The organism is Flavobacterium sp. B330r (assembly GCF_056824325.1).
This window is the reverse complement of record NZ_CP124860.1, coordinates 4558229-4574425: the sequence shown is the minus strand read 5'-3', so window position 1 is coordinate 4574425 and position 16197 is coordinate 4558229. Positions and strand designations below refer to the sequence as shown.

The window sequence follows — 16197 nt, the reverse complement described above, 5'->3', positions numbered from 1 at the left end:
TAAATTTATAAATCAAAATTGAATTATGTAGACATTCCTAAAAATGTTTACATAATTCTTTTATAAACAAATCAAAAATGAAAACTTTTTTAAGAAATAACGGATTATCTATCTGTTTCATACTGCTTTTCATTGGCGCTTTGGCTGGACAAGTAGTGTTAGGTTTTAAAGAACATAATAAAGAATTAATTGAAGAAGGAGCTCAATTAATAAACTTCCCTGCCTACCTCACCTCTGGCCATTTTATTGAGTCTACATTTGAAAATTGGGAAAGTGAATTTCTTCAAATGGGACTTTTTGTTTTTCTCACCATTTTCTTAAAACAAAAAGGATCATCAGAATCCAAAAAAATAGACGAACCCGAGGAAGTTGACAGAGAACCGGATCCTAATCGGAAAGATGTACCATGGCCAGTCAAAAAGGGTGGTTTTATTTTGCAACTCTACAAACATTCCCTTACTATAATTTTACTTTTATTATTTGTTATTTCACTTGTACTTCACTTTTTTGGAAGTTTAAAAGACGAAAACGAAAAACTGCTTCTTGAAGGAAAACCATTAGAAACCGTTTCCTCTTATTTAGGAAATTCAAGATTTTGGTTTGAATCTTTCCAAAACTGGCAGAGCGAATTTCTTTCTGTATTTGCTATAATTATGTTATCTATTTATTTCAGACAAATTGGCTCATCACAGTCCAAACCAGTAGATGCACCGCATATGGAAACGGGAGAATAAAGATTTGTTTTTTTGTTTCAGGTTTCAAGTTTCAAGTTTCAAGTTGCTGTAGCTTAATTTTTAATGGAAATTATGAAAGTCTTTAATTTAATTATAGTAAAGCTTTTAAAAAAGTAGGTTTATATTTACAGCTAAAGAAATGATCATTATTTGAACATTCAATCCAATTATAGTATTTCTGTGATCGCCTGATAAATTAGTTCAGAGAGTGAATTTACAGTATCTATAACAGCAATTTAAAAGAGAAGTTATTAGTGTGAAAAAAGAGAAAATAAAGTCTATCAAAAATATAAATAGACTTTATCCACCAGAATAAATCCAGATTATTACGGTCTTGTTCTGTTAATGGTATCTCTACCCTGCTGAGTCGTGTTTTCTTTAGACTTTACAGTTTTTCCCTTCTTTTCAGTACGCTGCCTATTGACTGTATCTTGCTTAGTAGTAGTGCTTTTCTGCGTACTATTTTTGTGTTTGCTTTTTTGACTGTGAATAGTGTCTGTACCCTGTTTTTTCTTAACAGGAGTTTCCTGTGCAGATGCAAATCCGAAAAACAGGATCATACAAAAGCTTACAATTAAATTTTTCATAATTCATTTCTTTTAATTAATAATTTGATTTTCAAAACAATGCTTATTTGTTTCATTGCAAATTTTACAGTTTTGACTATCAGTTATTTACATCTGAAAATATTTAAATTATAGGATTGCCATAAACCCTCATTAAAAATGAAAACAAATGAATCAATAGATCTATCAAAATCTAACTTTCAAGTAACAGCAATAGGAAGTTCTCCATCTGAAATTGATGTATTAAAAAAACTAATATCCGATCTTCCGTCAGATTCAGGGAGAGCTTATCTTGTTTTTGAAAATTTTTCTGCAGCTCAAACTCCTAATCTTGCAGATGTACTTGCGACACAGACCAATATACCAGTTACAGAAATCGTTCATCACATTGACGTACAATCCAACCATATTTACGTTATTCCTGAAAATAATTTCCTGGTTCATGAAAACGGAATATTACAGCTAAAACCACTAATTAGAGGCAGTAAAACCAATAACGGTTTCGATATCTTTTTTGAAACAGTCGGAAATGTTTTTAAAAGCTATTCTATCGGTTTAATATTGACCTGGTCGCCCTTTGACGGCTCTACAGGTCTAAAAAAACTGAAGGAAGCCGGCGGATCAACAATTGCTGTTCTTTTAAAAAAAGGTTTTATTCAAAATGCGGTAACTTCAGAATACATCGATTATTTTACAGCGCCAAACGAAATTGCAGACAAGCTCACGCAGATTCACCAAAGTAACTTAATCACGCATTCGTACGGTGAAAAAGAATCCACTGCAGATGAAAAAGAACTGCTAAATCAAATAATAGAAATATTGTTTTTGCGAACCAGCACCGATTTTCAGCATTATAAACATACTACACTGCGAAGAAGAATTGCAAAAAGAATGGTAGTTACCAAACAAGAAACCATAGAACGATACCTTATTTTACTGCGAAATAATACTAAAGAACAAGATTTATTGTTTGATGATATTTTGATTCCGGTTACCTATTTTTTCCGTGATGGGGAGGCTTTTGATAATTTATACCAAAGCATTTTTCCTTCTCTAATTGAAAATCTTACGAGTTCAACCTTACGATTCTGGTCGGCTGGTTGTTCTACAGGAGAAGAAGCCTATTCACTTGCAATCTGTATTCACGAATATCTGGAGGAAATTAATAGAAATGATATAAAAGTTCAGATTATCGCTTCAGATTTGTCTGAAAAATGTATTTCTAAAGCTCGTTTAGCCATTTATACAGCACAAGACATAAAAAATATAAACGAAAAAAGACTTGAAAAATACTTTACCAAAAGAGACAATAGTTTTCATGTTAATAAAGTCATTCGTGATATGTGTGTTTTTGCTGTTCATGATTTAATTAAAGATGCGCCTTTTGCCAAAATTGATTTTGTTTCCTGTCGCAATGTTTTAATTTATTTTGATACCGATTTACAGAATCAGGTATTATCCTCATTTCATTATGCACTTCGCGACAAAGGCTTTTTATTTCTCGGAAAATCAGAATGGACACAGCAGGTTCCGCACTTATTTACAACGGTTGACAAATTGAACAGAATTTACACCCGAAAAGCAGTTGACCAATTCCTGCCAAAAAAAATAATGCGAACTGATAACAGCCCTAAAATAAAGGAGAGCAATGACCCTGAAACAAACTATAGAAAAATTGCTTCAGATATTCTGCTCGAACATTATTCGCCTCCTTCTGTAATCATTAACGAAGATCTCGAAATCGTTCACTTTCATGGCGATACCAGCCCGTTTTTACAGCCCGCGCCCGGAAAGCCCAGTTTTAATATTCTGAATATGGTTCGTGAGGAATGGGGTTTTGAACTTAGAAATAATATTTTAAAAGCCAGAAACGAAAAAAAGAACTTTTCGGGAGATTTTATTGCCTTAAAAAAGCAGTCTTTTTTAACTTCATTTGAAGTTATTTACCTTCCTGCTTATACCGATTTACTGCTTATCATATTCTGCAAAAAAAGCATTACTTCTACAGATTCAAACAATCACCATTCGCAGGAAATGGAGAAAGAATTGCTGCAGCTTCGGGGCGATTTTAAAAGAGTTACCGAAGAACAGCAGATTTATTTTGAAGAATTGCAGACTACAAACGAAGAATTGGTAAGCTCAAACGAAGAAATGCTGATGATAAATCAGCAGCTTGAAAATTCTACTCAGGAACTGCGATCCAATAATCAGGAACTTTCTTGTGTAAATGATGAACTCCAAAATCGTCGGGAAGAATTGGCTTCAATGCGTAATTTTTATGAATCTATTGTCAATACTATTAAAGAACCACTTCTTATTATTGATAAAAATTTTGTAATTAAAAGTGCCAATCCTGCTTTTTACAACTATTTTAAAACCACTGAAGAACAGACAGAAGGCCTTTCGATATTGGATATCGGAAATTCGCATTGGGATATACCTCAGTTTAGAGAATCTGTACTAAAAAAAGTGAGCCATAATGAAATTGTAGAAAATTTTAAAATCCAGTTTGACTTTGATATTCCGGGAAAAAAAATAATGCTTATTAACGCCACTCCCATTGCAAATGCTGTTCCAAACGGAATGATTTTAATAGCGCTCGAAGATATTACAGATTTAGAACAAAGCCATGAATCTTTAAAAAACAAAAATCTGGAACTTTATAATTATACCAAACAATTAGAATCTTTTACGATAGCAGCAAGCGATCATTTATTAGAGCCTATTCGGAAAATTTATATGTTTGGAAAAAAGGTTTTAGATGCCGAAAAAACGCTGACAGAAACTGGAAAACACAATTTAAACCGCTTATTAAGTTCGGCTGTAAATATGAATCAGCTTCTTGAAGATTTGATTGATTATTCAAAAATAAATTTTGGACAGAAAGAGTTTAAAAAAACAGATTTGAATATTGTTCTAAAAAAAGTATTAGCTGACTTAAAATCTAGCATAAGTAAGCAGAAAGCGGAAATAGAATTTAATCCCCTCCCAACCCTTCGTATTATTCCTTCGCAGATGCAACAGCTTTTTACTCATTTAATTTCTAATGCTATAAAATATGCCAAACAAGACAGTAGCCCGAAAATCAAAATTGGTGTTGAGGAAGTTTCTCCTGATGAATTAATAGATTTTGGAGCCGATCCGGAAACACAATATATTAAACTTTTTATTAGCGATAACGGAATTGGTTTTCCTAAAAATTTTGAAACGCTTATTTTTAATCCTTTCTATAAACTGAACACAAGCGACGAACAATACGGAAGCGGACTTGGATTAACATTGGTTCAAAAAATAATGTACAATCATAAAGGATTTATAAAACTTTCGAGTGAACCCAACAAAGGAACAATCGCTTTTATCTATCTCCCCGTTCCACATTAAATATAAAAATATCAAATCTCCTGAAATGGAGATTTTTTTTTTGTTTTAAGCCGATTTTGTGGTAATTCTAGAACTATCATTTGCAATTGTATAAAAAACACATTTATACAAAAATTAAATTTGGATTACTTGAAATTACAGTCAGCAACTACCTATAAATCTGAAAGATAAGATTGTAATTGTTTTAAAGTTTTTAACCAATAAGAAATACCATGAAAAATTTTCAAGACGAAAAACAACGAGATTTATCCGTCAATACCTCCGATGGAACAAACAAAATTTTAACCACAGATCAGGGCGTGAAAATTAACGATGATAATAATTCACTTAAAGCCGGAGATCGCGGACCATCATTATTAGAAGATTTTATTTTAAGAGAAAAAATTACGCATTTTGATCACGAGCGAATTCCAGAAAGAATTGTTCACGCACGTGGTTCTGGCGCACACGGATTTTTTGAAGTAACCAATCCAATTCCCGAATTAACCAAAGCAGGTTTCTTACAGGAAAAAGGACAAATAACACCTGTTTTTACTCGATTTTCTACCGTAGCAGGATCAAGAGGTTCTACCGATCTGGCTAGGGATGCGAGAGGATTTGCGGTGAAATTTTATACGCAGGAAGGAATTTACGATTTAGTAGCCAATAATATTCCCGTATTTTTTATTCAGGATGCTTCGAAATTTCCTGATTTAGTTCATGCCGTAAAACCAGAACCGCATAACGAGATTCCTCAGGCTGCATCGGCACACGATACTTTTTGGGATTTCATTTCGCTAATGCCAGAATCTATGCACATGATTATGTGGGTAATGTCTGATCGTGCTATTCCTAGAAGCTACAGAATGATGGAAGGTTTTGGTGTTCATACTTTCAGACTCGTAAATGCTCAGGAAGAATCGGTATTTGTGAAATTTCATTTTAAACCCAAATTAGGAACGCACGCCGTTGCTTGGGATGAAGCACAGAAAATTTCAGGAAAAAATCCTGATTTTCACAGACAAGATTTATGGGAAGCTATTGAATCAGGAAATTTCCCAGAATGGGAATTGGGCGTTCAGGTTATTCCAGCGGAAGACGAACATAAATATGAATTTGATCTTTTGGACCCAACGAAAATTGTTCCCGAAGAATTGGTTCCAGTAACCATTGTAGGAAGAATGGTTTTGAACAAAAATCCTGAAAATTTCTTTGCAGAGACGGAACAAATTGCGTTTCATCCAGGTCATGTTGTTCCAGGAATCGATTTTTCTAATGATCCGCTTTTGCAGGGAAGATTGTTTTCTTACACCGATACACAATTATCGAGATTAGGAAGTCCGAATTTTCATGAAATTCCAATCAACAGAAGCGTTGCTCCCGTTCATAACAATCAGCGTGACGGACATATGCGTCAGGAAATCAATAAAGGTCGCGTAAGTTATTCTCCAAACTCTCTTGGCGGAGGATGCCCATATCAGGCAAAAATTGCCGAAGGCGGATTTGCAAGTTTCAATGAGCGTGTAGATTCTCATAAAGTAAGAGCTAGAAGCGAAAGTTTTAACGATCATTTCGGTCAGGCCAAATTGTTTTTTAACAGCCAAACGCCTGAAGAAAAAAGCCATATCGTAAAAGCATTACGTTTTGAATTGGGAAAAGTTGAAACGACAGCAATTAGAGTTCGAATGTTAGGCTTATTATCTCAGGTTGATACAGAACTTGCCGAAAAAGTAGCACAGGGACTTGGAGCAACCGTTCCATCGACTTTAGAAACTCCCATGAATAAAGGTGTATCGCCAGAAACAGAAGAAGCAGGAACTCAGGAACCGCAAACCGTTCCATCTTCGGTTGAATCTTCTCAAGCTTTGAGCATGATTAATAATCCAACCAATTCACCAACAATCGAATCCAGAAAAGTAGCCATTCTAGTAACTGAAGGCGTTTCTGAAGCTGCTGTAATGAACATGAAAAATGCACTGAAAAAAGCGGGTGCCAAAGGCTGTGTTATTGCACCTCATTTGGGTTCTGTTGCAACAGATACGGATGGCGCGATTTCGGCTGAATTCAGTTTCTTAACTGCTTCTTCAGTATTGTTTGATGCTGTTTATATTCCTCATGGTTTAGGATTGAATGCTTTGGCAGAAAATGATGATGCTCTTGAATACTTAAACGATGCTTATAAGCATTGTAAAGTGATAGGTGCCGATGGCGAGGCTTCAGAAATAATAAGCGCCGCCCCTTTTGCTGGAAAAATTACAAATGACGATGAAGGCGTTATTGTAACCAGTGAAATTGCCAGCGAAGCATTTGCTCAGGAATTTATAAATGCAATGGCCAAACATCGTTTTTGGCAGCGTGAACCAAACTTATACAATTAATTCAAAAAAAAAATAAAAATGAAAAATTCAGAAAAACAAGGTCAGACTAACGCTGCACAACCAAAAGCGAGTCCCTCTACAGATATAAAAAACAATGGCAAAATAAATATTGTAGAGCCCGCGCCAGATGCCGCTACAGATTTGAAAGATTTATTTATTGACAGTTTAAAAGACATTTACTGGGCAGAAAATGCTTTGGTGGGTGCTTTACCAAAAATGGCTGCGAATGCTTCAGCTGCAGGACTTTCGGGAGCTATTTTAGAACATCTTTCTGTAACTCAAAATCAAGTGGCAAGACTAGAACAGGTTTTTGATTTATTGGGAGAAAAAGCCGAAGGAAAAAAATGTGAAGCTATGGCTGGTTTATTAAAAGAAGGAGACAGTATTCTTTTAGAAACCACTCCAGGCGCTGTTAGAGATGCCGGAATAATTGCTGCTTCGCAAAAAATCGAACATTATGAAATTGCGACTTATGGCACTTTGGTGGCTTTTGCAAAAGCAATTGGCGAAAATGATGCTGCAAAATTATTAACCCAAACGCTTGCAGAAGAAAAAGAAGCAGATTGCCTGCTGAATGATGTAGCATTGAATGTCGTAAATGCTGTTGCTGCAGAATAAGAAAAACATTTTTTTTATTTTTTTACTTTTTACCTTTTTATTATTTAAAAACACCTGTATGCAAAACAGGTGTTTTTTTATTAAATAAAAGTAATCACCTGTTAATTATACAATTAGAAGTGCCATTAAATGTAAAATAATGACTTGTAGTCCCTGTACATTTGGCTTATTAACGAATTTAAAAAATTATATTATGGCAACTTCAAACACCAAAAAAAGCACTGATAGTGCTAAGGCATCAGATAAACAAACTGATAAAAAAGAAACAGCTTCAAAAGGTGGTTCTAAACCTGCTTCGGATTCAAAAAAAGAATCAGGTTCAACTAAAAAATAACATTTAAAATTGTATTATGAATTTAGAAGAAAAAGAAAATTACAATCTGGAAGATCAGAATTTTCAAAATAACGAACGATATCAAGATCCAGACATTGACTTACCGCCAGATCATACTGTATCAGATAATGCTGAACCAGATTATGGCAATGACTTGGAGAGTCAGGAATTTGGAAAAGAAAATTTCGATAACGAAAATCTTGGTAAGGAACAAACAGATTCAGACGAGTTTAATACTAAAGATTCAGACACTGACGAACTAGATGATGAATTTGACAATGAAGAAGTTGGTAATGAAGAATTAGACAACGAAGATCTAGGTGATTTAGATGACGAAGACGGCGTAAAGCCAGATCGTAATCTTTAAATAAAATAAAACCCGTCTTTAAATAGACGGGTTTGCTTATAAATTTTGTTTCTGTTTCTTTTCTTTTCCCAGATTAATTTCTGTGTTTTTTTTGCATTCCAAAATTCTATCACAGATTTTATAACCTGTTTAAGCTTTTCCTCGGTGTAAGGATTTACAAAATAACTTTGTGTTGGGGCAGAATACTTGTCAATAACAAAACAATTCGGAAATAAAAGCGAAAAGAACAAACAAGGACAATCGAATTTTTGGCAAATATCTGTTGATCTTTTACAGATTCCTCCTTTTTATCTTCATTAAATTGGAAAGATCATGAGAATAAATTTTTCAATTTATACAATTACAGTTCTCCAGTTTTATAATTACCATGTTTGAGATTAAAAATGTAGTCCAAATCGGTTTTTAAAATAATAGTATACTTTTTAAATAGACAAAATGCTTGCAATTAGAAAAGAAATATGGGAATTATATAAATCCAAACTAAAATTATATAAGCAAGTGCTTTTTGCTGTTCTATCTTTGTGAACTTTACAATTCTTATAAACTAATCAAAACCAAGATATTAAAATCTCAATTATCAATAAATTCTAAAAACCTATATTCTTCGGAATTAAAACTCAGAAGAATTTATTCTAAAAATTAATATAATGGAAAATTCAAAATTAGATAATGGTAAAAGTTACTGCCGTATTTCAAATACGCTTATTTACTCCGATGATAATAAAGACTTAGTATGTGTTAAAATGTATAAAGGAGACTGGGGAGACTGGGATGAAAAACCTGAAATAACACAATCAATTTCAAAGGATTGTGAAGACAATATAATTGAAAATCCGAGTCAGATCTAATTTAAACTTAAATATTATTAAGTACAAATATTCAAACTGTTCCTGAAAAAAATTAAAGCAATTATTTATCAATCAACTTGAAAACAAGTCAATTTCTTTAATCCTGCATAAAATTTGTGTGAATCGTAAAGGTCACCAAAAAACGTTAACTCCTAGGAATTAACGTTTTTTTTATGCCATGATATTATCACCTTTTAATATTTAAAACTATACTAAAAAAAAAGTGGCAGAATTTAAAAAAAACTGCCACTGAAAAGATATAATTATAATGTGAAATTAAAATATTATTTTTTTTGATGTTCTACTCCTGTCTTCAAAAAATACCCTGATCAGGAATACTTGACTGCCAGAGTTGATGCCATCAATCTCTAAATCAAATGCTTTTAGTTGCCCAATATTGTAAATGAGCCTCCCTGCCACATCATAAATTGAAACTTGCTCCATAGCGGTCGTAAAAGATTTTAATGTGATAACTTTATTTTTTGAAGTAACTATTAGATTTTCGGGATTATTATCAAATTGAGCATTCCCTAAACTTGCCTTGGCAGTATAGCGAATTATAAAACGATCTACAAAAGTTCCTTTTTCTGTTGAAAATGTATAAGCGCCTTTTTTTAAATTATGCACAATACCAGTCTCTTTATCCTCTAGATAAATATCCTGATCAGCTAAATCGCCATCTGCATGATCAATTGAAATGCTTAAATCTCCGACAATTCCAGACCTATAACCAAGAGGAACTGTATCGCTGAGAAGAAACGGCAGACCACGTGCCTGAATCACAAGTTTCTTTCCTTCGTTAATGCTATAAAAATCTGCATATTTATTTGCATCCACGGAAACAGCATCATAATTAAAATCAAAACCATTAGTTGCTCCTTCTATATAACCAAGTAAAAGCTGCTTAAAAAGCCCTTCATTATTAGTCAGATTAAGCCATACTCGGTGTCTTTCAATTGCGGGAACACTCTTGTAAGGTAATATGGATTGATAACTGTTTTGAAATACAGGCTTGCAAAAAACAGAATGGGCTTTTAGAGAGCTTAATAAGACAAAAGAAATTAAAAGTATAAAATTTGATGAGTATTTTTTTTTCATAACGTAAAATTTAATAAGTAGTAAGTGGGTAAATAAATTTGATGCTCTTTACTCTAAAATAATCTTAAACACTTGATTACGTTTTAGCTAAAATTAGAAGAGTAAATTATAATTTGACAAAAAAAGAAAGGAGGTGAATTTGAATTTACAGCCATAAAAAAGATATTTTATTAGTAAGTTTTAGCACTATGCTTAAAATAAATTTATAACTGAACACTAAAAATTCATTTATATTTATACCTCTAAAAGTTATAAACATCCCACTCACAAGGGAGAACAAGCTGTAAAAACATGCTTTTATAGAAACCGAAACGGAATCAGAAAATTTTCTATAGTTTCAATCACTGGCATGTACGCCAGTAATTGAATTTCTATATCTATTAAGACCGTTAGTTTTTACTATTAACAGCTTTTAGATTATTGATATTGATTCAATTCAATCTCAGAAGGATTAAGTAAAAAGAATCATAAACTTCCCCCAAAAAGCCTATCAACATCTTAAATAGAAGTGTCTTTTATAACAATTGCAAATTTGATTGATTTAGTGGTATAATTACAAGATCACAAGGGAGTAAAATATTCTTAGTAGTTATAATATTTAACTTCAAAGGGGTTTCTTTATGTTTTCATCATAACTGAATGCTGTTCTTCTCTGGCTCATTAGTTTAAATTGTTAATTTTACGGAGCAGTTAACTTGAAAAAAAAACACATAAAAAATATAACCATTTAAAACTATGAAAAATAGATTCGTTCTAATTCTTCTACTGTCTTCTATCTTTTGCTTGGCTCAGAGCTCGCAAGCAGAAAAGATTAATATTAAAAGTTTTATCGATAGTGCGGCCAATAGAATGATTAAAAAACCTCTAATCCATTCTACTTCAATCGCAATAGTTTATAAAGGGAAAGAGTTTATTGGTCATTATGGAGAATTAGAAAAAGGAAAAAATAATTGCCCTAATAATGAAACCATTTATGAAATTGGTTCTTTAAGCAAAACATTTGCCGGAACACTAGCAGCAGAAGCCGTTATTCAAAACAAACTGAATATTGAAGAGGATATCCAGAAATATTTACCCGAAGATTATCCAAATTTAAAGTATGGCAAACAGCCTATTCTTATAAAACACTTACTTTCACATACAAGCGGATTACCCAATATGCTACCATTGGAAGCAAATACAATTCTAGAAAATTTCACCAGCCACGATACTCCAGCAAAAATCAATGAACTTTATAAAAACTATAGCGAAAAAGATTTTTTAAGAGATCTTCATAAAGTCAAAATTGATTCGGTTCCAGGTTATAAATATCAGTATTCAAGTGCAGGCAGCCAACTTATAGCTTTTGTTTTAGAAAAAATTTATAAAACAAAGTACGAAAAGCTATTAACAGATTACCTGATAAAAAATATGGCCATGCAGAACACCAAAATCAGTCTTTCTGCTCAGGAAGCCAAAAAACTTGCTGTAGGCTATCACAGTGACAACCCTGTAATCACGACGCCGATGCCAGAATTACCGTGGGGTGCGTCTGGTAATATGAAATCAACAATACCTGATATGGCTAAATATATTAAGTATCAGTTGAAAAATAATAAAGTTGTTGCCGAATCACATCAACCAATTGTAAAATTTGACAAGGAGTTTAGTATTGGTTATTTCTGGAATATCGCCACAGATAACAAAGAACTGGGAACCTTTTACCTTCATCATGGCGGAGTGCCACGTTCTCAATGTTATTTTTATATAGTTCCGAAATATGATTTAGGCGCATTTATTATCACGAATCAAAGTGGTAACGACACAGCCAGAATTATGGAAGAGACATTAAATGAAATATTCGAAAAAATAAAAGCAACTGAAAAAAATAGCTAAAATTAGTACTGCTTTAATATCTTATTTAAAAAGCCCATTTCTTTTGAAATGGGCTTTTTTATGATTTTGTGTGAGACTTAATTAAATATTTATTTCAACAATATCCTCTCAGTAATTGCTTTGTTCGAAGAAGTCTCAATTCCGGTAACTTCGGCATACTTTACATTTGGAAGCCAAAAAGAACCTCCTTCAATACGCACAAATATTTTTTCTACTTGTATTTTTTTCTGATTTACACTTACAAAAACATGATATTTTTGATCTGAATCTATCTTTTTCAAAGTTAACGGCAACTTTTTATACGATACAAATTGAAGCTCAAATTCCTCATTATTCAAGACTTTGCTTTCTATTCCGTAAGCAAATTTGCGTTGTATATAATTAAAGTCTTTCTTCTCTCCTTTCTCGGCATATCGAATCCAATACCCTTTTATCGGATTCTCTTTATCTATTTTTCCATTTTCTTGGTAGTTTATGGCATAAATAGCGGTGTTTATATTAGGGTCTCGCTGAATGTAAAATAGCATATTATCTACGTTTTTAGGCGTGGGAAAATTTAATGGCGAAGGATTTTTAGCTTGTGCCGATAGATTTTCGGAGATTATATTGACTAAGATCGTTACAACGATTAGTGATTTTGTAAAATATTTAAATGATAATTTATTCATGATGAAATTTTTATATAATCCATTATTTAACACATAGAAACATAGATTTACGAAACATAAAAAGGCGTTTCACTTGTTTAAAATAAACATAGTTCGCTATGTGTTAGAAACTGGTTTCTTTTAGTCTTCTTCTTTACACAAATAAAAACTATGTTTCTAGCCTGCACTGAGTGGAGTCAAAGTGTGTTAAAAAAATATATCGAAGAGTTTATTTATATTCTAGTTTGATTCGATTGCTTCCTGTTCTTTCTTTATTTTAAAAACCCAATATTTTATCAGCGGGTAATTAAATCCATAAGAAACAAAACTGTCGGTGATTAATCTTCCGATTCGGTAATCAATTTGAAATACTTTTTGCAAAATAAGCGTACCAAATGACTTTAAAGAAATGCTTCCTAATACAACCAACGCAAACTTAAAAAGCTGACTATTAATGCGGCTGCTATAACCACATTGATTTTTAAACACCCAAAATCTATTGATGCTGAAATTGATAATTGCGCCAACGGTTCCGGAGATTAAAATAGAGAAGGTAAAATGCAGCTTACATACTTCTGTTAATAGAATCATTAAGCCATAATCGGTAATGCCACCTAAAAATGCTGCAACTTGCGTCTGCAAAAAAGTGACAATCGCTTTTTTCTTGAACATTTCAGCCTTGATTTTTATCTTTTAAATCGCCCAGCTTTAAGAGTTTGAAGCTGTCTATGGTATTAATTAGAAATAACGCAATAGTGATTAAGCCTGCCAAATAAGTTATTGATCCAGGAAATAAAACTTCTATAATTAAAATTAAAGCAATAATAAATCGAAGCTCTGTTGGGCCAACTAAGCCAGAATCTATACTGTATTGATCTGTAATTTTGTAGCGTAACTGACTGATTATAATCGACCAGCCATACAATGCAACAAAAGCAAAGGCTAATACTTGTGTGCCATTTTTAGCATAAATGTAGTAGCCAAAGCCTATAAGTACAATGCCGATCCAATCGGCAATAATATCGAGTGCAAAACCATACCAACGGCGAGGAATATTTCTATAATAAGCCAACCTTCCGTCTAAAGAATCGCCTAACCAATTTATAGCCAATCCGATAATACCCAAAAGCAAATGCCAATTGGCTGAATAAGTTCCTAAAACAAAAGCTAAAAAAACGAATCCCGAACCAAGCGTTCCCAGTAAAGTGAGCAAGTTAGGCGAAATGAATTTAGGCACTTTTGGAAGCAAAAATACAATCGTTAACTGTTCTGCTCTTTTTAAAATATTAGTTCGCTTGCGATCCGAAAATGTTCTTTGCGCAATTGTACTATACTCCTCCACCTGTATTTCTTTTCCCATTATTAGCCCAATATTTGTAAACCTGACAGTATAGCCAATTCTACTTTTGCAATTTTCAATTTGATTTTTCTTTGCTTACTTTTAAAGAAATCGCTGGCACTTTTTAGCTTACCTGATCTAACCAGATAACTAAATGCGAGAACAATCAGCATAATTATTTAACAATACCTGCAAAACGTTGATAGAAAACCGTTGGACTGTTCTCGTTTTTAGGAGCATATTTTCCTGCTATAATCGGAATATAAATAACCCTTCTTCTACTCTCTTCGCCACGAATAGAGGATTGCGCCACTCTGTGCCACAAACGTCCATCGTGAATAGTCAAATCTCCAGCTTCCGGATTGATAGAAACTTCCTCTGGATCGGCTTGATGATCTAAAAAGTATTTTTTACGAAAAAGCATTTGATAAATACTTTGCTTGTGTGTACCTGGAATGATTTTAAGACCGCCATTTTCGGGTTTTAAAGTACTTAAATGAATACCCACATTTAGCATCGGGTTTAATTTTCCACCATAAAAAATATCTCTTAAACCGTCTGTGTGCCAGCCCATTTTAGTAAACTTACTTTCTGGCCCGTTGATATAATGGTTAAAAACCATTCCGTCTTTTTCTTCAGTTCCTAATCTAGCTCCATCGCCTGCCAATTGCAGTAAACTGTTAAATCTCGGATCAAGCAAAAGACCGCTTAAAGTTTGATGATGTTGATTGATAAAAGCAAAACGTTGTACTATAGCAGAACTATCTAAATCTTTTCCATATTTAATTGGAACGCCGTTTATTTTTTTAATGTCATTTTCAATCCATTTTTGCTCCACTTGTTTGGAAGCATCAATGATGGATGAAACCGTTTCTGGATTTATGAATTTTTTGAAATGGATAAAACCATGTTCGTTAAAAAAGTTTATTTGCTCATTAGTTAATTGCTCAGTAAGGGTGAAGGTTTTATAAGAAGATCCCATGATAATATAGATTTAATAAATGAAATAATAGTGTTTATAATTTTGTCTAAAAGATTGCAGCAACAACAACAGCACATTCGCATGTTTGCTTGCATTCGACCTTTAGGAAAATTAAACGTATTTTTTCTTTTATCTGACATACTCTATAGAATTAGTAGAATTTAATACAAACATAATATATATTTTTTCTTTTGCAAAGAATATTTTTATATTTTTTCGAAAAAAAATTAGATTTTATAAATCCCAGCTGCTGTTTTTTCGATAAAAGCCTTTGGTAATACACGGTTGGCATAAACTGAAATGATATTGGTAAAACCAGGAATAACTTCCGATTTTTTGCTAAACAGGGCTTTTACTGCCATTTTTGCCACTTCATCTGGCTGCATATTAAACTTTTCTGCCATTTTGTTTAAAACGCCTAAACCAGCTCTTGCAGCAAAACCAGTATCGACTGGACCTGGACTAAAACAGGTTACCGAAATTGAGGTTTGAGCCAATTCGAAACGCAAGGCACGGGTAAACGACAAAACAAATGCTTTTGTAGCCGAATAAACTGCTAGCGTAGGTACAGCTTGATAGGCAGCGGTACTCGATATATTTAAAATGTTGGCTTGTTTTTGTTGTGAAAGTATGGGAACTAAAAAATACGAAAGCTCTACCACTACATTCATGTTGAGCTGCATCATGCCAAGCTGATCGCTTAGAGCAGACTGACTAAAATCGCCCCACACGCCATAACCAGCATTATTAACTAGAATTCCAAGTGGGTAATTATTACTTTTTATCCAATCGGTTACTTTTTGCGATGCGCCATTTGTTGAAAGATCAAGAGGTAAAATAAAAGCATTGATGCCGTATTTATCTTGAAGATCATTAGATAATGCTTTTAATTCCTCGTCACTTCTTGCCACAAGCAATAGCGGATAACCCTGTTTGGCCAATTCATAAGCAATAGATTTTCCAATGCCTTTGCTGGCACCCGTTATTAAGGCATACGGTTTCGTTTTTTCGCTCATTTTCTTCATTTAAATTACTCAAATATAAAAATTAA

General features: G+C 33.1%; 15 protein-coding genes. 8 read left to right on the top strand and 7 right to left on the bottom strand.

What is annotated here, in order from left to right:
• Positions 1 to 77: 77 nt before the first annotated feature.
• A complete protein-coding gene (locus QLQ95_RS20310; protein WP_095929220.1) occupies positions 78 to 734 on the top strand; it encodes a DUF6766 family protein in 657 nt (218 codons plus the stop codon).
• Between the two features lie 326 nt (positions 735 to 1060).
• On the opposite strand, the gene QLQ95_RS20305 is transcribed toward QLQ95_RS20310, so the two are convergent.
• Complete coding sequence (locus QLQ95_RS20305; RefSeq protein WP_320493626.1) at positions 1061 to 1321, bottom strand: hypothetical protein; 261 nt, start codon at positions 1319 to 1321, stop codon at positions 1061 to 1063.
• Positions 1322 to 1459: 138 nt separating this feature from the next.
• On the opposite strand from QLQ95_RS20305, the gene QLQ95_RS20300 reads away from it, so the two are divergent.
• From QLQ95_RS20300 to QLQ95_RS20275, 6 genes are all read left to right on the top strand, one after another.
• The gene (locus QLQ95_RS20300; protein WP_482501429.1) at positions 1460 to 4681 is read left to right on the top strand and encodes a CheR family methyltransferase; all 3222 of its coding nucleotides are present in this window, start codon (positions 1460 to 1462) and stop codon (positions 4679 to 4681) included.
• Between the two features lie 212 nt (positions 4682 to 4893).
• Positions 4894 to 7038 carry a catalase gene (locus QLQ95_RS20295; protein WP_482501427.1) on the top strand — a complete coding sequence of 715 codons (2145 nt, stop codon included), beginning with the start codon at positions 4894 to 4896 and terminating at the stop codon, positions 7036 to 7038.
• An 18-nt stretch (positions 7039 to 7056) separates the two neighbouring features.
• Positions 7057 to 7656 carry a YciE/YciF ferroxidase family protein gene (locus tag QLQ95_RS20290; RefSeq protein WP_095929216.1) on the top strand — a complete coding sequence of 200 codons (600 nt, stop codon included), beginning with the start codon at positions 7057 to 7059 and terminating at the stop codon, positions 7654 to 7656.
• 193 nt (positions 7657 to 7849) lie between these two features.
• Positions 7850 to 7990, top strand: coding sequence for a hypothetical protein (locus tag QLQ95_RS20285; RefSeq protein ID WP_172426874.1), 141 nt, complete (start codon positions 7850 to 7852; stop codon positions 7988 to 7990).
• Between the two features lie 16 nt (positions 7991 to 8006).
• Positions 8007 to 8357, top strand: coding sequence for a hypothetical protein (locus tag QLQ95_RS20280; protein ID WP_482501425.1), 351 nt, complete (start codon positions 8007 to 8009; stop codon positions 8355 to 8357).
• Positions 8358 to 9004: 647 nt separating this feature from the next.
• The gene (locus QLQ95_RS20275; RefSeq protein ID WP_320493630.1) at positions 9005 to 9205 is read left to right on the top strand and encodes a hypothetical protein; all 201 of its coding nucleotides are present in this window, start codon (positions 9005 to 9007) and stop codon (positions 9203 to 9205) included.
• A gap of 276 nt (positions 9206 to 9481) precedes the next feature.
• Here the strand turns inward: QLQ95_RS20275 and QLQ95_RS20270 are convergent, their stop codons facing one another.
• Positions 9482 to 10303, bottom strand: coding sequence for a T9SS C-terminal target domain-containing protein (locus tag QLQ95_RS20270; protein ID WP_320493631.1), 822 nt, complete (start codon positions 10301 to 10303; stop codon positions 9482 to 9484).
• 735 nt (positions 10304 to 11038) lie between these two features.
• On the opposite strand from QLQ95_RS20270, the gene QLQ95_RS20265 reads away from it, so the two are divergent.
• Complete coding sequence (locus tag QLQ95_RS20265) at positions 11039 to 12178, top strand: serine hydrolase domain-containing protein (protein ID WP_095929212.1); 1140 nt, start codon at positions 11039 to 11041, stop codon at positions 12176 to 12178.
• An 89-nt stretch (positions 12179 to 12267) separates the two neighbouring features.
• Here QLQ95_RS20265 and QLQ95_RS20260 read toward each other — a convergent pair whose 3' ends face one another.
• The 5 genes from QLQ95_RS20260 to QLQ95_RS20240 all read right to left on the bottom strand — a co-directional run bounded on the left by QLQ95_RS20260 (position 12268) and on the right by QLQ95_RS20240 (position 16162).
• Complete coding sequence (locus QLQ95_RS20260; RefSeq protein ID WP_095929333.1) at positions 12268 to 12846, bottom strand: DUF4833 domain-containing protein; 579 nt, start codon at positions 12844 to 12846, stop codon at positions 12268 to 12270.
• Between the two features lie 219 nt (positions 12847 to 13065).
• Positions 13066 to 13497 carry a GtrA family protein gene (locus QLQ95_RS20255; protein ID WP_482501422.1) on the bottom strand — a complete coding sequence of 144 codons (432 nt, stop codon included), beginning with the start codon at positions 13495 to 13497 and terminating at the stop codon, positions 13066 to 13068.
• A gap of 1 nt (position 13498) precedes the next feature.
• Complete coding sequence (locus tag QLQ95_RS20250; RefSeq protein ID WP_482501420.1) at positions 13499 to 14185, bottom strand: CDP-alcohol phosphatidyltransferase family protein; 687 nt, start codon at positions 14183 to 14185, stop codon at positions 13499 to 13501.
• 154 nt (positions 14186 to 14339) lie between these two features.
• Positions 14340 to 15146: a phytanoyl-CoA dioxygenase family protein gene (locus tag QLQ95_RS20245; RefSeq protein ID WP_095929209.1), complete on the bottom strand. Its 807-nt coding sequence runs from the start codon at positions 15144 to 15146 to the stop codon at positions 14340 to 14342.
• Between the two features lie 227 nt (positions 15147 to 15373).
• Positions 15374 to 16162, bottom strand: a complete 789-nt coding sequence (locus tag QLQ95_RS20240) for an SDR family NAD(P)-dependent oxidoreductase (RefSeq protein WP_482501418.1) — start codon at positions 16160 to 16162, stop codon at positions 15374 to 15376.
• Between the last annotated feature and the right edge of the window lie 35 nt (positions 16163 to 16197).